Annotated in this window: 23 protein-coding genes; 21 read left to right on the top strand and 2 right to left on the bottom strand. The window is 44.5% G+C overall.

Features of this window, described 5'->3' with window-relative positions; translation table 11 throughout:
• The first annotated feature begins 182 nt into the window (after positions 1 to 182).
• The 4 genes from efeU to phoH all read left to right on the top strand — a co-directional run bounded on the left by efeU (position 183) and on the right by phoH (position 4,801).
• On the top strand, positions 183 to 1,016 hold the full coding sequence (gene efeU, locus ACU8YC_RS08045) for an iron uptake transporter permease EfeU (protein ID WP_446895190.1): 834 nt from the start codon (positions 183 to 185) through the stop codon (positions 1,014 to 1,016).
• Between the two features lie 57 nt (positions 1,017 to 1,073).
• Positions 1,074 to 2,201, top strand: a complete 1,128-nt coding sequence (gene efeO, locus ACU8YC_RS08040) for an iron uptake system protein EfeO (protein ID WP_446895189.1) — start codon at positions 1,074 to 1,076, stop codon at positions 2,199 to 2,201.
• 5 nt (positions 2,202 to 2,206) lie between these two features.
• Positions 2,207 to 3,490 (top strand): iron uptake transporter deferrochelatase/peroxidase subunit, encoded by a 1,284-nt coding sequence (gene efeB, locus ACU8YC_RS08035; protein WP_446895188.1) that lies wholly within the window; start codon positions 2,207 to 2,209, stop codon positions 3,488 to 3,490.
• A 522-nt stretch (positions 3,491 to 4,012) separates the two neighbouring features.
• Positions 4,013 to 4,801: a phosphate starvation-inducible protein PhoH gene (gene phoH, locus ACU8YC_RS08030; RefSeq protein WP_003036052.1), complete on the top strand. Its 789-nt coding sequence runs from the start codon at positions 4,013 to 4,015 to the stop codon at positions 4,799 to 4,801.
• Positions 4,802 to 4,856: 55 nt separating this feature from the next.
• Here phoH and ACU8YC_RS08025 read toward each other — a convergent pair whose 3' ends face one another.
• Positions 4,857 to 5,150: a YciI family protein gene (locus ACU8YC_RS08025; protein ID WP_151217989.1), complete on the bottom strand. Its 294-nt coding sequence runs from the start codon at positions 5,148 to 5,150 to the stop codon at positions 4,857 to 4,859.
• A 730-nt stretch (positions 5,151 to 5,880) separates the two neighbouring features.
• Here ACU8YC_RS08025 and ACU8YC_RS08020 point away from each other — a divergent pair.
• The 11 genes from ACU8YC_RS08020 (at position 5,881) to ACU8YC_RS07970 (ending at position 17,026) form a co-directional block, all read left to right on the top strand.
• Positions 5,881 to 6,423: a fimbrial protein gene (locus ACU8YC_RS08020; RefSeq protein ID WP_151217990.1), complete on the top strand. Its 543-nt coding sequence runs from the start codon at positions 5,881 to 5,883 to the stop codon at positions 6,421 to 6,423.
• Between the two features lie 65 nt (positions 6,424 to 6,488).
• On the top strand, positions 6,489 to 7,046 hold the full coding sequence (locus ACU8YC_RS08015; protein ID WP_187259681.1) for a fimbrial protein: 558 nt from the start codon (positions 6,489 to 6,491) through the stop codon (positions 7,044 to 7,046).
• Between the two features lie 4 nt (positions 7,047 to 7,050).
• Complete coding sequence (locus ACU8YC_RS08010; RefSeq protein ID WP_278238795.1) at positions 7,051 to 9,534, top strand: fimbria/pilus outer membrane usher protein; 2,484 nt, start codon at positions 7,051 to 7,053, stop codon at positions 9,532 to 9,534.
• Positions 9,535 to 9,550: 16 nt separating this feature from the next.
• Entirely contained in the window at positions 9,551 to 10,297 is a 747-nt protein-coding gene (locus tag ACU8YC_RS08005) for a fimbria/pilus periplasmic chaperone (RefSeq protein WP_151217995.1), read from the top strand.
• 97 nt (positions 10,298 to 10,394) lie between these two features.
• Positions 10,395 to 10,943 carry a fimbrial protein gene (locus tag ACU8YC_RS08000; RefSeq protein ID WP_187259679.1) on the top strand — a complete coding sequence of 183 codons (549 nt, stop codon included), beginning with the start codon at positions 10,395 to 10,397 and terminating at the stop codon, positions 10,941 to 10,943.
• Between the two features lie 44 nt (positions 10,944 to 10,987).
• The gene (locus ACU8YC_RS07995; protein ID WP_187259678.1) at positions 10,988 to 11,494 is read left to right on the top strand and encodes a fimbrial protein; all 507 of its coding nucleotides are present in this window, start codon (positions 10,988 to 10,990) and stop codon (positions 11,492 to 11,494) included.
• Positions 11,495 to 11,553: 59 nt separating this feature from the next.
• Positions 11,554 to 12,015, top strand: a complete 462-nt coding sequence (locus ACU8YC_RS07990) for a fimbrial protein (protein ID WP_187259677.1) — start codon at positions 11,554 to 11,556, stop codon at positions 12,013 to 12,015.
• Positions 12,016 to 12,024: 9 nt separating this feature from the next.
• A complete protein-coding gene (locus ACU8YC_RS07985) occupies positions 12,025 to 12,576 on the top strand; it encodes a fimbrial protein (RefSeq protein ID WP_247604985.1) in 552 nt (183 codons plus the stop codon).
• A 7-nt stretch (positions 12,577 to 12,583) separates the two neighbouring features.
• On the top strand, positions 12,584 to 13,894 hold the full coding sequence (locus ACU8YC_RS07980) for an O-antigen ligase family protein (protein WP_446895187.1): 1,311 nt from the start codon (positions 12,584 to 12,586) through the stop codon (positions 13,892 to 13,894).
• A gap of 465 nt (positions 13,895 to 14,359) precedes the next feature.
• Positions 14,360 to 15,301, top strand: a complete 942-nt coding sequence (locus tag ACU8YC_RS07975; RefSeq protein WP_446895186.1) for a fimbrial protein — start codon at positions 14,360 to 14,362, stop codon at positions 15,299 to 15,301.
• A 177-nt stretch (positions 15,302 to 15,478) separates the two neighbouring features.
• Complete coding sequence (locus ACU8YC_RS07970) at positions 15,479 to 17,026, top strand: EAL domain-containing protein (RefSeq protein ID WP_446895185.1); 1,548 nt, start codon at positions 15,479 to 15,481, stop codon at positions 17,024 to 17,026.
• A gap of 680 nt (positions 17,027 to 17,706) precedes the next feature.
• On the opposite strand, the gene ACU8YC_RS07965 is transcribed toward ACU8YC_RS07970, so the two are convergent.
• Complete coding sequence (locus ACU8YC_RS07965) at positions 17,707 to 17,868, bottom strand: hypothetical protein (RefSeq protein WP_353655354.1); 162 nt, start codon at positions 17,866 to 17,868, stop codon at positions 17,707 to 17,709.
• 499 nt (positions 17,869 to 18,367) lie between these two features.
• Between ACU8YC_RS07965 and ACU8YC_RS07960 the strand changes: the two genes are divergently transcribed.
• From ACU8YC_RS07960 to ACU8YC_RS07935, 6 genes are all read left to right on the top strand, one after another.
• Positions 18,368 to 18,598, top strand: coding sequence for a hypothetical protein (locus ACU8YC_RS07960; protein WP_210904926.1), 231 nt, complete (start codon positions 18,368 to 18,370; stop codon positions 18,596 to 18,598).
• 42 nt (positions 18,599 to 18,640) lie between these two features.
• Entirely contained in the window at positions 18,641 to 18,916 is a 276-nt protein-coding gene (locus ACU8YC_RS07955; RefSeq protein ID WP_151218002.1) for a hypothetical protein, read from the top strand.
• A 57-nt stretch (positions 18,917 to 18,973) separates the two neighbouring features.
• The gene (locus ACU8YC_RS07950; RefSeq protein ID WP_151218003.1) at positions 18,974 to 19,270 is read left to right on the top strand and encodes a hypothetical protein; all 297 of its coding nucleotides are present in this window, start codon (positions 18,974 to 18,976) and stop codon (positions 19,268 to 19,270) included.
• 294 nt (positions 19,271 to 19,564) lie between these two features.
• On the top strand, positions 19,565 to 19,960 hold the full coding sequence (locus ACU8YC_RS07945) for an ion channel (protein ID WP_151218004.1): 396 nt from the start codon (positions 19,565 to 19,567) through the stop codon (positions 19,958 to 19,960).
• A gap of 1,485 nt (positions 19,961 to 21,445) precedes the next feature.
• Complete coding sequence (gene ompC, locus ACU8YC_RS07940) at positions 21,446 to 22,588, top strand: porin OmpC (protein WP_151218005.1); 1,143 nt, start codon at positions 21,446 to 21,448, stop codon at positions 22,586 to 22,588.
• A 514-nt stretch (positions 22,589 to 23,102) separates the two neighbouring features.
• Complete coding sequence (locus ACU8YC_RS07935; protein WP_446895377.1) at positions 23,103 to 23,855, top strand: MipA/OmpV family protein; 753 nt, start codon at positions 23,103 to 23,105, stop codon at positions 23,853 to 23,855.
• Positions 23,856 to 24,022: the final 167 nt, after the last annotated feature.

Genomic DNA, 24,022 nt, shown 5'->3' with positions numbered 1-24,022 from the left:
GCGGGCTTTTTATTGCGCCCCCGCAAACCTGCATAACCATTACCCGCCTAACTGTTTACATTAAGTCATCATTCTCAAAACATTCTGCTTGAGTGTTTCTTTGCTGTAATGATAATCACTATCACTGTAATTTACTTTTCTTTTCATCAATTGACCGAGAATAACGTTTAAGGGTTCTTCGCATGTTTGTTCCATTTCTCATTATGTTGCGCGAAGGGTTAGAGGCCGCGCTGATTGTCAGCCTGATTGCCAGCTACCTGAAACGGACTCAGCGTGGTCGATGGATTGGGGTGATGTGGATTGGTGTTCTGCTGGCGGCGGCATTATGCCTGGCGTTAGGGATTTTCATCAACGAAACCACCGGCGAATTTCCGCAAAAAGAACAGGAGCTGTTTGAAGGTATCGTGGCGCTGATTGCCGTAGTGATCCTTACTTGGATGGTGTTCTGGATGCGTAAAGTTTCCCGCAACGTCAAAGTCCAGCTTGAACAGGCTGTAGATAACGCGTTGCAACGCGGTAATCATCACGGCTGGGCGCTGGTAATGATGGTCTTTTTTGCTGTTGCCCGTGAAGGACTGGAATCTGTGTTCTTCCTGCTGGCGGCATTCCAGCAGGATGTCGGCATCTGGCCGCCGTTAGGTGCGATTCTGGGGCTGGGCACTGCGGTGGTACTGGGTTACCTGATTTACCTCGGCGGGATCAAACTCAATCTCGGGGCATTCTTCAAATGGACCAGCCTGTTTATTCTGCTGGTGGCTGCCGGTCTTGCCGCTGGGGCCATCCGCGCGTTCCACGAAGCCGGGTTATGGAATCATTTTCAGGATGTGGCGTTCGACATGAGTAGCGTGCTTTCGACGCATTCGCTGTTTGGCACATTAATGGAAGGTATTTTCGGTTATCAGGAAGCGCCAAGCGTCAGTGAAGTCGCCGTTTGGTTTATCTACCTGCTTCCAGCTTTGGTTATGTTTGCACTACCGCCGCGCTCAGGTACTACGGCATCGCGTACCGCACCCTGATAAAAATGCGATGCAGAATTTTTTTTAGTTACAACATACTTATTAAAGGGCCAGGTTATGACGCTTCATTTTCGCCGTAGTGCGCTGCAGTTGGGTATTGCTGTGCTGTTTGCATCCGCTTTTTCTGCTCAAGCCGCCGATATTCCGCAGGTAAAAGTCACGGTTAACGACAAACAGTGTGAGCCGATGACCCTCACGGTTAACGCCGGGAAAACGCAATTCATCATCCAGAACCATAGTCAGAAAGCGCTGGAGTGGGAAATTCTTAAAGGCGTCATGGTGGTTGAAGAGCGTGAAAACATTGCGCCAGGCTTTAGCCAGAAAATGACGGCTAATCTGCAGCCTGGCGAATATGAGATGACCTGCGGTCTGTTGACTAACCCGAAAGGCAAACTGATCGTAGAAGGTAGCGCAACGGCGGATGCCGCGCAGAGCGATGCTCTACTGAGCCTGGACGGTGCGATTACCGGATACAAAGCCTATGTGACAGCAGAAACCGTGCAGCTGGTTACGGGGACTAAAGCCTTCACCGATGCGATTAAAGCCGGCGATGTGGAAAAAGCGAAATCGCTGTATGCGCCAACGCGTCAGCATTATGAGCGTATTGAACCGATTGCTGAATTGTTCTCCGATCTCGACGGCAGCATCGATGCCCGTGAAGACGACTACGAGCAAAAAGCCGCTGATCCTAATTTCACCGGTTTCCACCGCCTGGAAAAAGCGCTGTTTGGCGACAATACCACCAAGGGTATGGATAAATACGCCGATCAGTTGAACAGTGACGTTATCGATCTGCAAACGCGCATTAGCGAACTGGCCTTCCCACCGTCAAAAGTGGTTGGCGGGGCAGCCGGTTTGATTGAAGAAGTCGCTGCCAGCAAAATCAGCGGGGAAGAAGATCGCTACAGCCATACCGATCTGTGGGATTTCCAGGCCAACGTCGATGGCGCACAGAAAATTGTCGATCTCCTGCGTCCTCAGTTACAAAAATCCAATGCTGAACTGCTGGCGAAGGTGGATGCGAACTTCAAAAAAGTCGATAGCATTCTGAGTAAGTACCGTACCAAAGACGGTTTTGAAACCTATGACAAACTGACCGATGCCGATCGCAATGCGCTGAAAGGGCCGATCACGACGCTGGCGGAAGACTTGTCGCAATTACGCGGTGTTCTGGGCCTGGATTAAGCACTATGCAGCAAGATTATGAAAACGGCGTGAGCGAACCGTCACGCCGACGTTTACTGAAAGGGATGGGCGCTCTGGGTGGGGCGCTGGCGCTGGCGGGTGGGTGTCCGGTTGCCCACGCGCAAAAACCACAAAGCGCGCCGGGAACGCTGTCCCCTGATGCGCGTAGCGAAGCGCAGCCGTTTTATGGTCAGCATCAGGCTGGGATCCTGACGCCGCAGCAGGCATCAATGATGCTGGTGGCGTTCGATGTGCTCGCCAGCGATAAAGCCGATCTTGAACGTTTGTTCCGGTTACTGACCAGCCGATTTGCGTTTCTGACTACCGGCGGGCCGGCGCCGGATACGCCGAATCCGCGTCTCCCCCCTATGGATTCCGGTATCCTCGGCGCATATATTGCACCAGACAACCTGACGATGACGTTATCAGTCGGCTCCTCGCTATTTGATGAACGTTATGGTCTGAAATCGCAGATGCCGAAAAAGCTGCAAAAAATGACCCGCTTCCCGAATGATTCGCTGGATGCGGCGCTGTGTCATGGTGATTTGCTGCTGCAGATTTGTGCCAACACGCAGGACACCGTCATCCATGCGCTGCGCGATATTATTAAACATACGCCTGATCTCCTCAGCGTACGTTGGAAACGTGAAGGGTTTATTTCCGACCACGCCGCGCGCAGTAAGGGTAAAGAGACCCCGGTCAACTTACTTGGCTTTAAGGACGGCACCGCGAATCCTGACGCTACGAATGCGAAGTTGATGCAAGAGGTCGTGTGGGTGACGGATGGGCAGGGTGAACCCGCGTGGGCGCAAGGTGGGAGTTATCAGGCCGTCAGGCTCATTCAGTTCCGCGTTGAGTTCTGGGATCGTACGCCGCTACAAGAGCAGCAAACGATTTTTGGTCGCGATAAACATACCGGCGCGCCGCTGGGTATGCGGCACGAGCACGATGTGCCTGACTATGTCAACGATCCTGACGGTGAGGTGATTGCGCTCGACAGCCATATCCGTCTGGCAAATCCTCGCACCAAAGAGACTGACTCCAGTTTGATGATGCGCCGTGGCTATAGCTATTCACTCGGCGTGACCAGTTCCGGTCAGCTGGATATGGGACTGTTGTTTGTTTGCTATCAGCACGACCTGGAAAAAGGTTTTTTGACGGTGCAGAAACGTCTGAACGGCGAAGCACTCGAAGAGTATGTCAAACCGATTGGTGGGGGATACTTCTTTGCTTTGCCGGGCGTCAAAACCGCAGACCATTATCTGGGACAGGCCCTGATCGAAGCCTGATGATGATGCCCCGTTGTACAGCGGGGCTTTTCCTGACATCTTGATGAATCAACAAATTATTTTTTATGCTTGGTGGGGGACTGAAATATTTCTGTCATCTCTCTGCAAGAGACTGTCTCTGGTGATAAGATAGATATTAAGTTAACGACAAGTAAAAATATTGTTGCATTGGCAAAAGATTATGGTGTACTTATAAGTATTAGCGGTAGTTCCCGGCGGTGATGGTTGTTCACTATGGAGATCGCGAATGGAAAAGTCCTGCATTGGACATGTTTTTCACAATAGCAGCTGTACCCTACGCGGACGTTTCTCTTCCGGTAGCCTCCTCGTCACCGCTAAATCTCTCACTCATTCACTTCTTCTCCTTGTAACTGACACCCTGTACGGTGCGCGTAGCCGTGTGTGGCGTCTTATCCGAAAGCAAGCAATGGCTTACAAGGAAGCCAACCCTCAGATGTTCGTGCGCATAATCGTGCCGCCAACGGCGCGTGTGATGTATACCTACAACTCAAGGTGCTATCCATGGGAAGACAAAAAGCAGTGATCAAAGCTCGTCGTGAAGCAAAACGTGTGCTGAGGCGGGATTCGCGTAGTCATAAACAACGTGAAGATGAGTCGGTCACATCGCTTGTGCAGATGGGCGGCGTAGAAGCGATCGGTATGGCGCGTGATAGTCGCGATGCCACGCCAATCACGGCGCGAAATGAGGCTCAGGCGCACTACCTGAATGCTATCGAGAGTAAACAGCTGATCTTCGCCACCGGTGAAGCCGGGTGTGGTAAAACCTGGATCAGCGCAGCAAAAGCAGCAGAGGCCCTGATCCACAAAGACGTGGACCGGATCATTGTAACCCGTCCAGTTCTGCAAGCTGATGAAGACCTCGGCTTCTTACCTGGAGATGTTTCTGAGAAGTTCGCTCCCTATTTTCGCCCAGTGTATGACGTACTGGTGAAGCGCCTGGGAGCCTCCTTCATGCAATATTGCCTGCGACCTGAGATTGGTAAGGTGGAAATCGCACCGTTCGCCTATATGCGTGGACGTACATTTGAAAATGCAGTGGTCATTCTTGACGAGGCTCAGAACGTTACTGCTGCGCAAATGAAGATGTTTTTAACTCGCCTCGGGGAGAATGTGACGGTGATTGTGAATGGGGATGTGACCCAGTGCGATCTACCTGCGCACGTTCGCTCAGGGCTAAGCGATGCGCTGGCCCGTTTCGAAGAAGATGATATGGTTGGTATAGTTCGTTTCAATAAAGACGATTGCGTCCGTTCGGCGCTCTGTCAGCGGACGCTCAACGCTTACAACTGATAAGTACTCCGTCTCCAGAGCCCGGGAAACCGGGCTTTGTTATTTGTTAACGGTATTACAGAATATCTTTTATAGCTGCCGTCGTCATTGTTGCTTCAAATGGGATCAGCTCAACTTTTGCGATACCTGACTGTTGGAAGGGATCCTGGTTGAGGTAGTTTTTAAGTTTTTCAGTATCATCACATTTTGCCAATATCACGCCACCAGAACGTGGGATTTTAGGACCTGAAGTCAGGAATAAACCCTCGGCATAACCCTTTTTCAGCCACTCGACGTGTGCAGGAAGTAGGCTATCAACTTCATTTAACGGTTTGACATAGGTTAAAACGACCACACTAATAACGCTCATTTTATTGTCCATGTATACATGCGGGATACCACGGTAGCATGCGACTCAATAGAGATAGAATATTTATTGGGGTTGCCAGGGGATTTAATGCTATTCCGGACGGATCACATACGAAAAAAAGTCTGTGCTTGCGTACGAGATCTTGTTTAAAGATGGCGGTGAAGGGAACTGCTAAATATGAATACAAAGGTGTGCTACACGGCACGCTGATAGTCAATCCTGATACTCTCCGCCTCCTGGTTCTTCTTGATGACAGCTACAGAAAACAATTTGCTCAGTTGTCAAAAACACAACTGCTTATCCTGGACTGTCTGAGCATAACACTCACCGGTTGGGATGAAAGGTGAACCAACGAGATATGCTGGTACAGGTTGACACAAAATGAATAGTGGAGCTGATAAATTAATGTTAGGGCATGTTAAGAAATAACGCGTTCACGTTCCTCAGAAGCGAAATATACACAAGTTGTAAAAACTGGCGGCTGTTGTAGATTTTGCGCAGCTGGCGTCCTGAAAATGCAGGGGATTCGCGGTTGTGGAATAAACTCTAATTGAGATAGATTCTTAATTTAATAAATGTGGCGATATTAAATGAATTAATGTTTTATATTATAAAACATCATTTTAATGCTCTTGATGTTATTGTTTGATGTGATTAGTATGCAGACGTGAATTTAATCTTGATTAATTCATTTTCTATTTTTAGTTAAAACTAACGGAATATTTCATATATGAAAATTAATAAACTTGTCATTGCTGTGGGAGTAGGTTTGGTAATGGCTTCAGGTAGCGCCTTAGCTTTGCCGGGTGCTGACTCTGGTCATGGTACCGTGACTTTTACGGGGACCATTATTGATGCGCCGTGCTCCATTGCCCCTGACTCTATCGATCAGACTGTTAGTCTGGGACAGATCTCTAACAAGGTGTTGGAAGGTGGCGGCAAGTCAACACCGGTTCCTTTCCAGATCAAACTGGAAGATTGTAATGTCGAATCGCTGACAGATAAAACAGTAACGACAACGTTTGATGGTACTCCGGCCGGTTCTGCAACGGATCTGTTTGCCATTGCAGGTACTGCTTCTGGCGCAGGCGTTGCCGTTACTGCTGACGATGGCGTTCCCGTGACATTAGGTGAAGCGGCCTCAACCACTGGTATTATGAGCGGTGACAACGAGCTGAATTTTGCCGCCTATCTGACCGCGTTGGATGCTTCGAGCGCCATCGTTCCAGGTGACTTCACTTCTGTAGCAAACTTCACTCTGGCTTATAACTAAGTACTGAGTAAATGAAAAGGGGAGCAATCCCCTTTTATCAATTCTGATAAATAAAGGTTAAATGTATGGGGCGGCTTTTTATTATTGATAAGTTTAGCCTGCATTTACCTATTTTATTATTGACGCCAGCTTGGGTGGGTGCGACAGATTTTGGACATGGTAATGTCAATGTCGGTGGTTCGATTGTTGATACTCCTTGTGCTATTGATACCGAAAGCCAGGATCAGACTGTGCTTATGCCGACGATGACGGTTGGTTCTATATTAGGACAAAACAAGAAGAATAAAAAAGATTTTTTTATTAAGTTAATCAACTGCGACACAGTTTCAGTGAGTAAACCAGATCATCAATGGGGATATTATAGTATTACATTCTATGGTGATAATACCAGCCAAACGTACCCTTCGAGATTATTTGATGTAAAAGGTGAGGCAAAGGGAGTTGGGCTGGCGATAAGAACAGTTGCGGGTGAGCAAGCTACTCCAGGGGCTTCCTTTGATAATCACATGATAGCTAAGGGCGAGAACATACTGGCGTACTCCATGTATTTAGAATCAAATGGGCAAAAGATTAAGCGTGGTACTTATAGTGCAGTGATTCGATTCGCCATGAATTATTATTAATATTATGACTCATTATTTTCAATACATTTCCTTTTCAGGTGAAAAATTGTTTATGTTTTTCATTCTGATTATATACTCTAATTGTAGTAATGCAGCGCAAGAACAAATTGAATTTAATACAGATGTCTTGGATGTTGCTGATCGCTCCTCAGTGGATTTGTCGAAGTTTTCTGCTGGTGGTTACATTATGCCAGGCAAATATCCGATGGTTATTCAGATCGGTGAGAGTACCTTGCCTGAGCAGTTGGTTGAATTTTATGCTGAGTCCGATGATAAGAGTTTACCCTGTGTCAATAAAGACATTGTTGATTCTTTAGGGTTTAAGAAGAAGTTTCTTAGCGATCTAAAGTGGGTTCGTGATAATCAATGCTTAGATTTGTCTAGCCTCAAGGGATTTAGTGCGAAAGGCGATCTGTCGGCGGGGGCATTATACATTAATGTTCCTCAGGCTTATGTTGAGTATGTGGATGAAAACTGGGAGCCTTCCGCACGTTGGGATGAGGGACTTTCCGGTGTCATGCTTGATTACAACATTAATGCGCAGCAGCAATATATCTATCAGGGCGATAATTCAACGAACGTTAGTGCCAATGGAGTATTAGGGTTGAATGCTGGTCCCTGGCGTCTACGTGCCGACTGGCAGGAACAGTATGAGAAAAGTAAGTTCGTGACGGATTCTCAGTTCGATTTTTCGCGTTTTTATGCCTATCGAGCCTTAAAGGATCTGCAACTGAAGTTGGTTTTGGGAGAGGATTATTTTCGTTCGGATGTATTTGATTCATTTCGTTTTGCAGGGCTAAGTGTGCGCTCGGATGACAGCATGTTACCGCCAGGCCTGCGGGGATATGCGCCGGAGGTGAGAGGGATTGCGCAAAGTAACGCCAAGGTAACGGTGAGCCAAAAGGGTCGGATAATCTATCAAACGCAAGTGGCAGCCGGGCCGTTCCGTATTCAGGATTTGGGAGATACGGTGAACGGTAAGCTCGACGTCAAGGTGCAGGAAGAGGATGGTTCGGTCAATACGTTCCAGGTCGATACTGCCTACGTGCCTTATCTGACTCGTCCGGGAACTGTACGCTATAAATTTGCCTCCGGGCGACCAAGCAACATGGATCATAGTGTTGAAGGTCCATTGTTTGCCTCTACAGAGGCGACCTATGGGGTGAATAATGGTTGGTCAATCTATGGTGGTGGGCTCTTTGCAAAGGATTACGGAATTGGTGCTGTGGGGATTGGCCGCGATTTATTGACTTTCGGGGCAATATCGCTGGATATTTCTCAGTCGAAAGCGCAGGTTAGGGAGTACTCCCTGTCGGGAAGATCGTATCGCATTAACTATTCGAAGACTTTTAGTGATTACGATAGCCAGATAACGTTTGCCGGATATCGCTTTTCCGATAAAGACTTCCTGAGTATGGATCAGTTTATCGATCTGTTACGCGATGATGCTATCTATTCGAGGGGGAGGGAACTTTACACTGTCACATTTAATCAGCAATTAAAAAAACTAAATCTAAACTTTTTTCTTAACTACAGTCGCCAGACTTACTGGGATCGACAGCCCGACAGCACCTACAGTCTGACTGTTTCTCGTTATTTTGATATTGGTAATTTTAAGAATGTGAATGTCAGTTTATCGGCGACGAAGACCAAGAATAATTATCAAAATGATGAGACTTCATATTATCTCGGTATGTCGATTCCTATCGGCGATCGTGGAAGTATAGGCTATAACCTGCAAGAAGATAGAGGCAAGGTATCCACGGGTTTAAGTTATTACAATGCTATTGACGATAATAACTCTTACCAGGTTAGAGCTGGATTAGACAATGGCGATCGCTCGCGGGCGAGCGGTTACTTTCAACATGATGGTGACATGGCTTCAGTCACGGCGTCGGCGGGGTATTACAACCAGAGTTATCGCAGTTTGGGGCTTTCCATGGAGGGGGGGGTGACTGCAACGACACAAGGGATTGCTCTGCATCGCATCAATAGCCCAGGTGATACTCGGATTATGTTGGATACAGGGGTGGCAGGGATCCCGGTACGTGCTGAGTATGGCGGGGTCATCTTTACTAACCGTTTCGGCAAGGCCGTTAGTCCCGATGTCCAGAGTTATTATAAGAATAGTTATTATATCGATTTAAATAAATTACCTGATAACGCCGAGGCTATTGTTTCGCTCAAACAGTCGGCCCTGACGGAAGGTGCTATTGGTTATCAATCCTTTAATGTGTTAGCCGGTAGTAAGGCAATGGCGGTAATCCGCTTTGCCGATGGGAGTTATCCACCGTTCGGCGCGATGGCGAGCAATTTGAAAGATATCTCTACAGGTATGGTCGCGGATAATGGCGTGATATGGCTGGCCGGGATGAACCCTGATGAAACAATGAAAGTTGCCTGGGGGGATGGGAATACATGTGAATTCACCTTGCCGCATGAGATCCCCACTGCGTTTGACACTAAATTACTGTTGTTATGTAAATGATATAGGTTGAATTTTAATGAACTTAAAAAAACAGCTGTCGATGACCTTGATTAGCGTTCTGTATGCACTGTCTGGCTACGCTCATGCGGCAATTGCCCTGGATCGGACGCGCATTGTGTTTAATGGTGACGCTTCATCTATGAGCGTCAATATTCAGAATCATAATAAACAGCTACCCTATTTAGCGCAGGCATGGGCAGAGGATGCCCAGGGGAAAAAGATCACCTCGCCATTGACTATTCTGCCTCCTTTGCAGCGCGTTGAACCGGGAGCAAAGAGCCAGGTAAAATTGCAGCTGACCAACGAGGCGGCCAGAGGGTTACCTCAAGACAGAGAGAGTCTTTTTTTCTTTAACTTGAGAGAGATTCCACCTAAAAGCAATAAGCCTAATACGTTGCAGATTGCCTTGCAGACAAAAATCAAGATTTTTTATCGACCGAAAGCTATCGTCATTAAGGACTATGGCGATCCTTTTCAAAAGGGGATAACTATTGAGCGCAAGGGGAATAAACTCGTGGTTAATAACCCGACACCTTATAACGTAACTATTGCTTATGCTTCTAATTCAGAGAAGGGAAAAGCGCTTGGCGGGTTTGAGCCCATCATGATTGCACCGAAGTCGAGTGCCGATTATAAGGGAGATGAGAAGGCGTTGGGGAGCACGCCAGTTCTGACGTATATCAATGACTTTGGTGGCCGACCGAAACTGGTGTTTGGCTGTAGCGGAAGCCAGTGTAAAGTCACATCGAATATTAACGGTTAATGTGTGATTGAAACGGCGCGATATTGGTGGCTTTTATCGGTGGAGGCATATGATTAGCTCCTATATAAAGAGACTGTATATTGTACTCGCGTCTCTGATGATCACGGTGAGTGTTAATGCCAGAGCCCTTGACTCGCTGGCCATTGATGGTGAGCATGGGACTTTAAATGTAATTGGTGAGTTAGTCGAAGGGGCATGCTGGATCGATAATGGCTCGGTGTATCAACAAATCGAGCTGGGTGAAGTGAACTTTGCCGAACTGGCTGATGAGAATGCGAATATTCAGCCTCGCCGATTCTTTATCGCCTTGCGTGATTGCATTTATTATTCTGGAGATATGCGTGACGCGCGTAACGGTAATCTGACGACGAACAGCATGCAGCCTATTGTTAAGATCTCATTTGCTACAGTACAAGAACAAGAGCAAAAAAACGTTATCGAGGTCGAAGGCATGGCACAGGGCATCTCTTTACGATTGAGTGACTCGCAATATCGTCCTGTCTATTTGAATGATAATAATAGGCCCTACGTCATCAATTCTATCAATGATAAGCTTATTTATAATGTGCAAGTTGTACGTAATAACCATAAGTTGATCGCCGGACCTTACCGTGCGACGCTTAACTTTAAGTTGGATTACGATTGACGAATTATAAGGCAGGGGGAGGTGTTTATTGGAGGGGACGTGCTATGATGTACAGGATGTTTTTATTTATACTGTTATCCAGCGTTACCATTATTGGCAGGGCCGATACGAGAAAGTTAAATTTTTCTACTGGTATTAATATATCGGGGACTGTAATTTCGACCGGAGCTTGTAGTTTTAATAAGACTGAGCTCGATATCAATTTTGGTGACGTATATATTGCTGATTTGGTAGGAGATAGCAACCGTAAAGACATTGGCTATACCCTTAGCTGTACGGGTGACTATGCGTATAGCGATATTCAGTTACATATATCGGGCACTGTGAGTAGTAGTGATAGGTCTCTTTTAGCAACAAATGTACCAGGCGTCGGTATTAAGCTATTTCGTGATAATATTCAACTTAAGCCAGATGAAATAATTTCACTCGGTGACGATCCATCCATAGCACCTAAATTAAGGGCTGCGGTAGTTATTGGTGATGCCGATGTTTCTAAGTTAAATGGTGTGAGGTTTTTTACCTCTGCAACCTTGACTGTGGCATTTAATTAAGTGAAGGGGGCGTTTTAATGAGGACGTTGATGCTTTGTTTAGGCCTGTGGATATTAATAATGCCAGTTAGTCAAGCAATAACTTCTGATAATCATCTAACAGGTGATACGACTAATTTAAGATTCTATGGAGTATTAAAAAGAAAACCATGCCATATTAATGGTGACAGTTTGATAAATATCGATTTTGGAAAAGTAAGGATCAAAAAAATAGATGGATTAAATTATAAACAAAAAATCCCTTACTCCATCACATGCGAAGAGTATTCTCCAGAGTTAAAGCTGACTCTGGCGATTAATGGAGCCAGTTATTTCGAGAAGTCCGTGCTAACGACAACGGTAGATGGGTTAGGCTTAAAATTACTTGCTAACGGTGCAGACTTTGAAATGAATAAACCGGTTCAGATTAATTTCGATTCGGGAAGTCTAATCCTTGAGGCGGTTCCCGTGCAGAAACCAGGTGCAACGCTACCTGAGAAAGCTTTTAGCGCCACGGCGACGCTACTCGCAGAGTATTTATAAGGGGGAGACATGAGTATTAGAATCAGTTTGCTTATGTTGATTTGTTTAATAGATATGGCGGGAATACATTCGGCTCAGGCAGATGATAACTTAAAGTTTAGTGGTTTTTTAGTTATGGATCCATGTGAACTGGACCCAGATACCTCTGATGTTGAGGTATCTTTTGGAACCATTGTCGACAAGTATTTGTATTTGAACCAGAGAACGCATAGCCAACAATTTGTTATTAATTTAAAAGATTGTGATATTGACTCTGGAAACATCGTACAGATGACGTTTAGCGGTACACCGAGCACAGAATTACCTGGTTATATTGTTCCATCGTCTGGTGAGAAGACGGGTATCGCCGTGGGTATGGAGCGCGTCGTCAATGACGGTTCTGGCCCAATCGTACAGTTATTACCCTTTAATGAGGCTATGCCGACCTCGCCACTGTTTAATGGTACGACGACGTTGAGATTTCGTGCTTTTATACAGGGAATACCTAGCGCGATTGCCTCGCATAGTATTGTTCGCGGTAACTTTAGCGCCGTAGCAACCTTTACTATCGAGTACCCCTGAGGCTGGTATGACGATTAATCTACTGCGAAGCTATACCTATAAGAATGCAATATGCCTACTGATTGCATTGTACTTCCTGGTTCTGATGCATATCTATTTACCAAACCGAGGCGGAAATGGCCTGAATCTTCCTCTCAATATCTTTGCATGGCTGTGGATCTGTATGTTGATGTGCGTAATTGCGTTCAGTGGCAATCGAGGCCGCTTTATCTATCCGCGTTACATCAGCGCTATGGTTTTGGGGGGCTTTCTGCTGACGGTTCCCCTGTTTTGGGCCAGCCGCGCAGGCATGATGAATGCTGTCTGGCGAGTAATGGCATTATGGGGTGGGCTGTTTATTTACGTCCTGCTATACCAATTGAGATTATGTTTCACGCAAAAGATCAGGGTAATGTGGGCGATCTTCGGCGCTACCGTGATTGAAGCGGTTGTCTCCTTATGGCAGATCGGTCAATTGCTGATGGGAGCGGGAAGCCGCCCCGGCGGAATTTTTCAACAAGTTAACGTACTGGCTTCTTTTCTTGCGACGGGGCTGGCCATCTCTTTTATCCTCTATTCGATGAGTAAGCCAGCTTGGGTGAGGGCTTTCCTGGCACTTAGCCAGATTATGATATCTCTGATTTTGGTGATGTTGTCATCGCGAGTCGGCTGGTTGGCGGGGATAGTGGTCTATACACTGTATTTAGGCCGTTATCTGACCAGACGGCACGATACGGTTGCTGCTGTCTTGTTGTACCCTTTGCTCGGCGCGGGAGTGGGCATCGGGATCATGTATGCCGTGCAACAAGGTTGGTGGGTTTTGGACGGCTTATTGGTTGATAAGCAGATGTCGAGCCACTTGCGATGGATCCTTTTGATTGCCACTTGGTCAATGATAAAGGCCCATTTACTCACCGGGGTGGGATATGGTGAATACGCCTATACCTTATTACGTACCCTCTCTGCACCCCAGGCGCAAGAGGCCTGGCGGGTGACACACCCGCATAATGAAATTCTATATTGGTGGGTTGAAGGAGGAATATTAGCACTTGTTGGGATCGGTTGTATCATCTATGGGATTCTGCGTCAGGCGACCACACCTAAATGTAATGAGAATTACTTATGGCTATATGTGATGATTCCCATTGCCTTGCATACAATGACCGAGTTTCCCTTTTATCTGTCAATGCCGCATTTATTTATTTCTTTGCTGTGCATCTCTTTCTTGCGTGATGATGGAAGACCTATTCTCAGGGGGCGCGCACGTCTGCTTAGAATAACTTTTGGCGTTGTTTTTTTTTCTTTTTGCTGCGATTTTTATCTTTATGCTACAGGCTAATTTCTATTTATATCAGTTTGAGCGTAGTGGGATGAAGAATAAAGACTATCTGGCACGAATCGATATGCCCATGCTTCAATGGGAGCGCTATCAGTTCGATCGACATATCAGTATGTTGTTGAGTTATAATACTACGCGAAATGATCAATTACTAATCGAGTTTGAGCGTTGGGCCCGTGACTATAGCGACCGAAATAACGATCGAAACGTCTGTTGGACGAGGGTGAATATTGCGAAGCATTTTCGATTGGCAGATAAATATTCCGCACTGAAAAGAGAGTGTACTGTACTTTATCCTTAGCGAGGGTCATAAACTATGTTTTTCAACACTATTTATGAGAAAAGTATATTTTATTTCCAGGATAGATTTGCATTAACTGAGTTTTAATATATTACTTAACAATTTTGTTCTTGTGGAGGGGCTATAGGTGATTAAATCATTGGTATATATTTTTTTTCGTGGTTGTGACTTTAGTCACACCCCCAGTATCTGCAAGTTTTTTTTATGGTAAGCCGGGTGATGCGGGGTGTGGGAGCACCTCTGGAATTGCTTGTGTTAAAAGAGGTCCAGCTAATAATTATGTCACTGCCGTACCACATGTATTCGATGTAGTAATGAATGGTAATCCTGCTGTTTGGGCTAAATCAAACGCAATTAAAATTACACTTGGTGTTCGTCAAAGTTCAGTGGGTACCAATACGTATACGGACTCAAATAAGTATACTTGGCTGACTGCATACCATGATTTGTCTAAGTCCGCGGGGCCGCTTAAACCCATGAAATGGGTTAATATAGATCAAACCGATCCCGGTTACTTAGCTCAGGGCATCGCTTATTATTACCCTCAGCTCGGTTCTACGATTACTACGGGTGTGGGTAATGTTTATTGCGTGGGTTTATTCTATAGCACTGGTTCTGGTAATCCCACGGGTATTTCTGGTTTAGTGGAAGGCTTTGGTTGTAAGAGTGATATGGGGGGCTCAGAAAGTAAACCTCCGATCGAAAAATGTGTAGCGACTAGTACGCTGAATATTGATTTTGGTGAGGTTGATAGAGCCGGTATAACGAATACTGGAGCCTACGAAAAATCTGTTAAATTGAGTATTAACTGTAGTGGGGTCTCCGTGCTTCCCGTTCATACTTTTCAGGCCAAATTAAGTGGTACAGGAGTAACATGGGCTGGTGGACAGCTTAAGACTTCCAACCCCGCACTTGGTGTGAAGTTTAATATTGCGGGCAAGGACGTCAATGCAAATTCTTCACCCTTCGATCTTGGGTCAACAAGCGGTGGGGCGCTAAATGTGACAGTAAAGGCGGCCTTAGCCAAGAATCCAAGCGTAATTACACGTGATATTGCTACCGGTAGTTTTAACGCGAATGCGACATTAATTATTGAAGAAAAATAATTGTTTCATATTTTTATATGATGAACTACCCGTATTCCTGGTATATGGTGTTTATCCAGTTTTGAGCGTATGCACTTTACCGGTCTTAGCACCAACTTCCAGAGCTGAATGATGCCAGGGACAGAAGCAATGATAAATAACAAGATGCTTTTCGCTATCTCCTGCGGAAAAAAAGCCTTGTATGTCGCTTTTTCTGGGGGGCTGGTACTGGCCGTAACTCTGGCAACTGTGACCTGGTGGTCTGTCGAATCCCTCCGGAAAGACACTCTCACACGTATAAATTTTGCACAACATCACATTGACACCATTATTTCAAATGCCAGAGCGGTGGCGAATGTGACCCGAAATCTTGTCGGGATGCCCTGTACCGGAAACACACTTTCCCAGCTCCGTCATGATGTAATCCGCACACCGAATGTGCGCGCTATCGACCTGGTACGTCAGGGGCGCATTTACTGCACTTCGCTGTATGGCGCAACAGATGAACCCGACAGGCTCTCCCTCCCGTCTGCCCGGAACAACCTGCAGTTGCTTCCCGGTAACACAGCCACACCGCATTTATCTGTGCTGGTATACCGTACTACCTGGCCCAAGGGCACGTTACTTATTAGTATTGACGGGTATTTTGTTGCTGAAACGCTCTTTGCGATTCGTACACTCCCTTTGGTTTATTTTCAGGTCGGGAATACTCTGATGTCGAAATCCGGCCAAATCCTGACACCTGCGCAACTCCCCGCCGGGAAACGCGAGTTCATTACATCTCCGGACTGGTCTTACCGGCTTGTTATCGTCACGCCGACGGGGACACTGTTCGGCAACATCGTGCATAACTACTGGAGGAGTGTGTTGGTTTGCCTGCTGCTTGCTTTGGCGGCCTCACTTCTGTGTTACCGGATATTGACTCGCCCTCTGACGCCTGTGGAGCAATTACAAAACGCGCTGGCACGCCATGAATTCGTGCCATATATTCAGCCGATCGTCGATATCACTACACATCGCATTAAAGGTGGTGAGATTTTAATTCGCTGGAAACATCCGGAAGCAGGCCTCATCCCTCCGGACCAGTTTATCCCGCTGGCGGAAACCTCAGGTCTGATTGTGCCCATGACGCGGCAGTTGTTTGCAGATACAGGCCGCTTTTTTCAGGCGCACACAGCCCGGCTTCCAGCCGGTTTTCACCTGGGATTCAATATCAGCAAGTCTCACCTTGCAGACCGTCACCTCATGGAGGATTGTCAGAATATCCTGGCCGAGTTGTTGCCCTGCAGGGCAGAGCTGGTCCTCGAGTTACTGGAACGGGATACCGCTGAATGCACTGCTGAAATGAAAACTGCGTTCAGCAAATTAAAGCAGGAGGGGATAAAGTTCGCGCTTGACGATTTTGGAACCGGATATTCGACGCACGCCTGTCTGCAGAATTTCAGTGCTGATTATATCAAGATAGACAAAAGCTTTATTCAGATGGCAGGTGTTGATGATATATCCCGGCATATTGTAGACAACGTCATTGCACTGGCAGAAAGTCTGAATATCAATATTATCGCTGAAGGCGTTGAAACTGCGTCGCAGGAGGCATATTTACAGGGGCGTAATGTGAAATATCTGCAAGGCTATCGCTATGGCCGTCCGGTGTCTCTGGATCAATTTATAAAGAACCACCTGAGTGGTGGCGACGGACCGTTTTTCACAGGTTCACCGGCGTTGGCATATCAGGCTGAACAATAAGTCGGAATACTGCGCACTGATATGACGTCTTTACACCAGTCGCGTTTTCCGACAAATCCGCGATGAGCGCTCATTTTCTCGAACAATCTAATCAGGGGCTACGCGGCCCGTAATGCTGCGCTGGCGTTGCATCAGGGAGAGTGGGTGGTGTCCTGAATGCGGATGATGGTATTGCTGACGAGTTTATTGAACCCCGGTGGCGGACGGCAGTTGCGACACAGAGCGACGTGGTGCTATTCAATGTCTGGCATTCTGTTACAGAGCACAACTGAAGGGGCGTACACACCCGGCCACTCTGCTGGCAGAGTTTCACAGGCTACGACTGGATATTTAGCAATGAGACTTTCATCACGCACCGGGCGGATTATTATGATGTTCGTGCGATGATCTATATCGGTGTAATAACAGAAATCATCAGACGGGCGAAACGGGACGGTGTGAGATAAAAAAATCCCCAACGGAGATGATGGGGAAGGTAGTGTTTGAAGTTGTGTTGTTATTATCTGTCGTCAATGTGTTAGCACGTATGATTTTAATTTGATATATAAGTGGTAATCAAATTAAATATTTTAATTGTCATTATTATAATGGAGTAAAGCAAGGTTTATTGAGTAAAAACTTCAGACTCCTACAGCAACAAAATTTCACAAATGTCAGCTAGTTTTATATTCCGGCCTTTTTCAGCTACCGGCACGGGTTACCACTAGCGCTGGGGGGACGGCGTCCTGCAGCTGAATGCCGGACTGAATCATCTGTCTGGGATCCTGGTTAACGAAAATGCCCAGGCTATGCTGATTGTCATCATCACCGCCCTGGCCACCGTTTCTCGGTTCTGCCGGCACGAAATTCTTCCTCAGGAAGGACGATTCCCGCTGTATCGGTTTGATTATGGCGCTTATATTGGGGCGACTGCTGTATGATCCGGATATCTTACTCGTTCGAACCTTCAAGTTCGGATGGTATGTATGCACGCCAAAGTTCAGTATCGGCATCATTATACTGTTTATGTAAGCCGGCATATGTCACCTAATCCCGAACAGTGCTGCGAGTGAACAGTTACGGAGGAAAATGCCATTCTGGCCAGGAATCCGTCTTTTATCTTCATTTTTCCCTCTTGGGGCTCCTCTATGGCTGCGTCAGTATGCCGAATCTGGAAAAGAGTATAATTAGTAGTTTTAATTTCCTTATTAATCATCGATTTTGCGATTTATTAATATATGGAATTAATAATTATCATGTAATGAATGAAGTATTTGTCATGAAAAACATTTTTTTGTTAAAAAACAAAATGCAAAACGGGTAATTATGCACTCGTGACCCAGAGAAAAGGGGGTTAGTTTGGTGACAAAAGAACGTGATGAAACGATCGCGCTGGAAGCGGTAGAAGAATATTTAAACAACATCGACTGGATTAACGATGAGATAAGAGCAACTCTAAATTATGCGATAGAGGCGATGATAAGCACTGCGGAAAAGCACGAAAGTAGAATGTTCAAAATTGTGATGGCGCAGGAAGGAAGGAGGACTGCCTGGGGGCATGAGTTAATCGAAGAAATGGAGCATATCCCGTAACCGTAACGTAGTTTATTAACTAAAACATTCAAAAGGATAAATATGAAAAATATCCAGAGCAGAGATGAAAAAGTATATCGTAGAATGGTGAGTGATACGATGGTTGGGTTCATGAACACAATGGGTGATCTCAGTGATGAAGCAAAAGACGATTTGCTTTCGATCATAGTGGAAGCTATGGAGACGAATGCTAACGAAGACGAAGAAAGCAGGAGAAAAATAAATCTGAAGGTACATGAGGTATCAAAGGAATACAACATTCCGATACTTAACATCTTTTCTGTTATTTCAATGGTTTTCATAGATTTCGAGTACTAAAATATTCCCAGTTAAAGCTCATGGGAATGTTATTTTCAATAAAGAAAGGAGGGAAGGATGTCTTCATGCAAAGAGGAAGATGATATGTGTAAGAGGATCGTCGCGAGAACAGTAGCTGAATGTCTTAATAGCATTGATAACCTTCATGATGGGGCTAAGGAAGGATTAACCTATGTTATAGCAAGGTTGGTTGATAACCCTGATTCAAATGATGAAATGAAAAAGAATATCATTGCGATATCCAGAGAATACAATATCAGCGAGGGGGCGCTTTTTGTCCTTATTACAGATATATTCACTGTGTGTGAGATGGTGCTAACGCATAAGGAAAGGTGTGGGGAAGTAATCCACTAAGTGCGGGTAAAACGTTGCTTACAATTCGTGCCAGTTACACTGTATTTTATCTTACAAGCTGTAATGCTAACTTCTATGAGAAATGAAGCCAGGGTAAACATAGAAAAAACTACTGAACACAAAATCCCTGCTCTATGGAAAGCCTACCTGTATCTCAAGAGTAGACTGATGGGGTTGTCGGCCGATTTTTTACAAGATATCCAGTGTATAACACCAAAAAAATTTACATATCCTGTCAATAATTTTTCCTGGCATATCTCTTGAGTGTTTTTTTGACTACTAAGTAGGTGGGTAATGATTAAGCAATTGTATTATTTGACAGGGTTAATCTCTGTTATGGTCATGATGCATACGGCGTGGAGCAGCTTCTTACTTCAAAGAAAAACAGTGAAGTGCGTCAGGAGTTCATTTTTTATAAAAATTGAGATGTTATTTGTGATGGTGTCTGTTTTATTGATTCATTGTATGGAAGCATCCATTTTTGCAATATTTTATTATGTTAATGATGCTTTGCCAGATATGGAAACATCCATGTATTTTTCACTGGCCAGTTATGCAACTGTTGGTTACGGTGATGTACTTTTACCTGAGGGGTTCCGATTAACTGGGGCGGCTGAAGGACTTGTTGGTACATTAATGGTTAGCTGGACGGTAGCCACATTAATTAGCTACTTTGGTGATAAAAAATAATGCGATAATCAGACCTTTTGTAAAGAGCTTGGTTTTTGGATTGCTTGCGGCACCTTTTAGTTCACTTGGCTGAACGAAATTAATATGAACGTAACATCGTTTATACAGGGGGGGAGTTGAAAGGGATTTCCAATATTGACTGTGCATCAGATATGATGAAATTGTGGCAAGTGACAGCCAGAAAGGATTAAACTGGACAGCAATTACATCATTGAATCAGTGAGTTAAAAAGAAAAAAAAGCCTCAACCCAAAAAGGTTGAGGCAATAAAACTTCAAAGGAAAGTAAGAACAGTTCACCTACTCATATACGCAAAACTATATTGCCAGTGTAATGCTTATCTTGCAAATTAATTGTGTTAAATATCTTTATTAATATTCCTGGGGCGAGGGGGGATTGTAAATAACAATGAATCTACACCTCAGAGCCATTTATGGACGGACCTCATGACAATAGACATTTTATGCTCTTGTAACAAAACCTGTTCGAGAGTCTCAGGGCTTATATCATCAAGGTGACAGTGGTGTCAGACCCAGTTGTAGAACACTTCAATGTAATCGAAGATCAGAGCCCGGGTTTTATAGAACCGTTTTCAAAACCTCTGCCAGAGTATCCGCTCAGATTCGAACACACAATGACTTCACTGTCTGGTTTTCGACGCAATGTCAATTATTGGGTTAAGTTACATATTAACAGCAACAGGTGCTGTTGCGATGGATAAAACAGCTGGGGGAGCTATTGCCGGGGCTACCGTTGGCGCTGGTGCCGGTGGAATGATCGGTAAGGCAGCTCGATAGGATTAAAATCACTAATATGTAGTGAATCCCCTGAGCGGTGGGGCAAAACAATGCTCTAACGAACACGTAATAGCACTGTGGCTGACCAAAAACTCACCGGTTAATCTCGGTACCGTAACACCTGTTCATCAATGTTTCATTGTAGTGAGCCTCATTCTTTCCAGCTAATTCTGAATATAACATAGTTCGCGTTTACCTGAAAATGTGGTTGCTTTCGCAAAGTTGTCTAATGACCGCATTACGGAATTACGCTTTACGCTAATTTTTTATATTGTTGTCTGGAACATCCAAACGTATTCTCAGTTAAGTACCCTTATTAATATTCTTTTAGGCGTCTTTACAATGCTACTCTCTACCTGCCACTGATTTTTTAATTGCTTTCTGGTGCTTCTGTTTCACTTACCTAAGAAGTTAAAATTATGGGGTTTTATTATAAATCATTATAATTAATCTCAATAATAATGGTGATTAAAATTAATCCGTTTCTTGTGCGGAACTTAAAGATTAACTTGTGCTATATATATGGCGTAATGTATTGCATTAAGCGTGGCTGGGATATTATCAAATGATAGCGTACATCCAGTGTTAACGTTAGTGGAATACGAAGGAGATGTAATAACAGAGGTTGTGCACCTCGCTCAATCTCATCAATATCTAGCATGGTTTTATAAAATAAAGGATCCTAAAACATGAAAAGAAAAGCACTGGCTCTGGTTATTCCCGCATTACTGGGAATGGGGACAGCACATGCTGCAGAAGTGTACAATAAAGATGGCAACAAGCTTGATCTCTACGGTAAGGTAGATGGCCTGCATTACTTTTCTGATGACTCAAATAATGATGGAGATCAATCGTATGTTCGATTTGGTTTCAGAGGTGAGACACAGATTTCCGAACAACTGACTGGTTATGGTCAGTGGGAATACCAGATGCAGGCTAATCAAACCGAGAATGGCGGTAATGATTCATGGACTCGTGTTGCCTTTGCTGGTCTGAAATTTGGTGATTACGGTTCATTCGATTATGGCCGTAATTATGGCGTACTGTATGACATTGAAGCGTGGACCGATACATTACCTGAGTTTGGTGGTGATTCTTACTCCAAAGCCGATAACTTTATGACTCATCGTGCAAGTGGCCTGGCAACCTATCGAAATGGCAATTTCTTTGGTCTGGTTGATGGTTTGGCCTTTGCTTTACAGTACCAAGGTGCTAACGAAAATCAGTCACCTGAACAAGAAGGTACAGGTAACGGCGGTGACCGCAATATGAAGAGCTCTAACGGCGACGGCTTTGGTATCTCATCTACTTATGATATTGGCATGGGCTTCAGTGCCGGCGCGGCTTACAGTACGTCCGATCGTACCAGTGAGCAAACGAGCAAGTCTACTGCGGGCGGCGACAAAGCGGATGCGTGGACCGTTGGTGCGAAATATGATGCAAACAACATCTATTTCGCAACGATGTACTCGGAAACTCGCAACATGACGCCTTATGGTGACAGCAGTAATACCATAGCCAACAAAACGCAGAACTTTGAAGTTACCGCGCAATACCAATTCGACTTTGGTCTGCGTCCGGCGGTATCCTTCCTGATGTCTAAAGGTAAAGATCTGACTCTGCGAGGAAATGCAACAGGCCCTGCGGGAACCAGCGGCGATAAAGATCTTGTTAAATATGTTGATGTAGGCGCAACCTACTACTTCAATAAAAATATGTCTACCTACGTTGATTACAAGATCAATCTGTTGGACGAAGATGATTCATTCTACGAGAGTAATGGTATCGGTACTGATGATATTGTTGCATTAGGATTGGTTTACCAGTTCTAGTTTCCAAGAAAATTATTCATTTAAAGCAATTATCAAAAGAAGAACCAGTGGTTCTTCTTTTTTATGGTCACCCCTAAGATGGACGCCAACGTTAGAAAATACAGTTTAATTGATTTTTTGTTGGCGTGGTTAAGCATAATAGCTATGAATGTTAATAATTTTACAGCTGGAATACTCTACGTTAAGCTTGTCTTTGCCACTGTTTGCTATATATTTTGATGTTTATTTTATTTTTGCCTCAAACGTATGTTTGAGGCTTTTTTATATTCTCTAATCATATAAAAACAATGTCATTTATTTTATTTGATTCTTGGGTTGGTTATGAGTTATTTTTATGCAAAATACATTTCCAGCAATATTAAAGAGTGATGTGTTTTATTAAATGAATATAAGTTATGTATAGAATTATTAATTGTACTCATGATAATAATGAATATTAATGACTTGCAAAATGAGCATAAAAAAATATCATATAAGAATATTTGTGAAAGAAAACTATTTAATAGGTAGTAAAATGAATTTAAAAAAAAGGCACATTATATTACCATTAACATTGTTACTTACAAACTGCATCATTGTTTCTGCGCGAGCGGAACTGTCATTAGGTACCGGGATTATTGCATTAAATACTCCCTATAAGGACTATGACATGCAAACCACCCCGTTTCCTGTCATTAATTACAAAGGCGACAATTTCTGGATAAATGGACTGGGGGCGGGTTACTATCTCTTCAATGATGCCACAGATAAATTGTCGATTATTGGTTATTATGATCCTACACAATTTAAGCATGACGATAGCGATAGCCGGGAAATGCGGCGTTTACTAACACGTAAAGGAACAATGATGGCCGGGCTTTCATATGTTCACAAAACGCGTTATGGATCGTTAAGAGCTGCCTTAGCTGGCGATGTACTCGATAACAGCGATGGGATGGTTGTCGACATGGCTTGGTTGTACCGCTATGAAAATGGAGCATTCACAATTACCCCTGCAATAGGTTTCAAATGGAACAGTGATAATCAGAATGATTATTATTATGGAGTGTCAAAATACGAATCAAATCGTAGTGGAATTAACACGTATACTCCAGATGCAAGTATCAATCCTTATGCTGAATTATCAGTCAGTTATGAGTTTTTATCCAACTGGAATATATATGGTGTAGGTCGCTGGACACGTTTAAGTGATGAAATAACTGACAGTCCAATGGTGGAAGATTCTTGGGATAGTATATTGTCTATGGGCATTACATATACCTTTTGAGTATTTTTTAGCAAGCGACTTACGAGTATACTGTTTAAGATGTTCTGCACCCTTTATCATACTCATGATAAAGGGTGCATAAACCCTCCATTACCAATGATGTAAATGATACTTACATTTAGTTTTAAGAAAATATGCTGATAATAATTAATAAAATGTTATGCTTC

Source organism: Citrobacter sp. VF227 (assembly GCF_052950715.1).
Note: the sequence above shows the minus strand (reverse complement) of the source record. Positions and strands in the feature narration are given on the sequence as shown.

Coding starts and splice junctions, on each gene's coding strand:
- efeU (WP_446895190.1), top strand. CDS start 183: ATGTTTGTTCCATTTCTCATTATGTTGCGCGAAGGGTTAGAGGCCGCG.
- efeO (WP_446895189.1), top strand. CDS start 1,074: ATGACGCTTCATTTTCGCCGTAGTGCGCTGCAGTTGGGTATTGCTGTG.
- efeB (WP_446895188.1), top strand. CDS start 2,207: ATGCAGCAAGATTATGAAAACGGCGTGAGCGAACCGTCACGCCGACGT.
- phoH (WP_003036052.1), top strand. CDS start 4,013: ATGGGAAGACAAAAAGCAGTGATCAAAGCTCGTCGTGAAGCAAAACGT.
- ACU8YC_RS08025 (WP_151217989.1), bottom strand. CDS start 5,150: ATGAGCGTTATTAGTGTGGTCGTTTTAACCTATGTCAAACCGTTAAAT.
- ACU8YC_RS08020 (WP_151217990.1), top strand. CDS start 5,881: ATGAAAATTAATAAACTTGTCATTGCTGTGGGAGTAGGTTTGGTAATG.
- ACU8YC_RS08015 (WP_187259681.1), top strand. CDS start 6,489: ATGGGGCGGCTTTTTATTATTGATAAGTTTAGCCTGCATTTACCTATT.
- ACU8YC_RS08010 (WP_278238795.1), top strand. CDS start 7,051: ATGACTCATTATTTTCAATACATTTCCTTTTCAGGTGAAAAATTGTTT.
- ACU8YC_RS08005 (WP_151217995.1), top strand. CDS start 9,551: ATGAACTTAAAAAAACAGCTGTCGATGACCTTGATTAGCGTTCTGTAT.
- ACU8YC_RS08000 (WP_187259679.1), top strand. CDS start 10,395: ATGATCACGGTGAGTGTTAATGCCAGAGCCCTTGACTCGCTGGCCATT.
- ACU8YC_RS07995 (WP_187259678.1), top strand. CDS start 10,988: ATGATGTACAGGATGTTTTTATTTATACTGTTATCCAGCGTTACCATT.
- ACU8YC_RS07990 (WP_187259677.1), top strand. CDS start 11,554: ATGCCAGTTAGTCAAGCAATAACTTCTGATAATCATCTAACAGGTGAT.
- ACU8YC_RS07985 (WP_247604985.1), top strand. CDS start 12,025: ATGAGTATTAGAATCAGTTTGCTTATGTTGATTTGTTTAATAGATATG.
- ACU8YC_RS07980 (WP_446895187.1), top strand. CDS start 12,584: ATGACGATTAATCTACTGCGAAGCTATACCTATAAGAATGCAATATGC.
- ACU8YC_RS07955 (WP_151218002.1), top strand. CDS start 18,641: ATGAAAAATATCCAGAGCAGAGATGAAAAAGTATATCGTAGAATGGTG.
- ACU8YC_RS07950 (WP_151218003.1), top strand. CDS start 18,974: ATGTCTTCATGCAAAGAGGAAGATGATATGTGTAAGAGGATCGTCGCG.
- ACU8YC_RS07945 (WP_151218004.1), top strand. CDS start 19,565: ATGATTAAGCAATTGTATTATTTGACAGGGTTAATCTCTGTTATGGTC.
- ompC (WP_151218005.1), top strand. CDS start 21,446: ATGAAAAGAAAAGCACTGGCTCTGGTTATTCCCGCATTACTGGGAATG.
- ACU8YC_RS07935 (WP_446895377.1), top strand. CDS start 23,103: ATGAATTTAAAAAAAAGGCACATTATATTACCATTAACATTGTTACTT.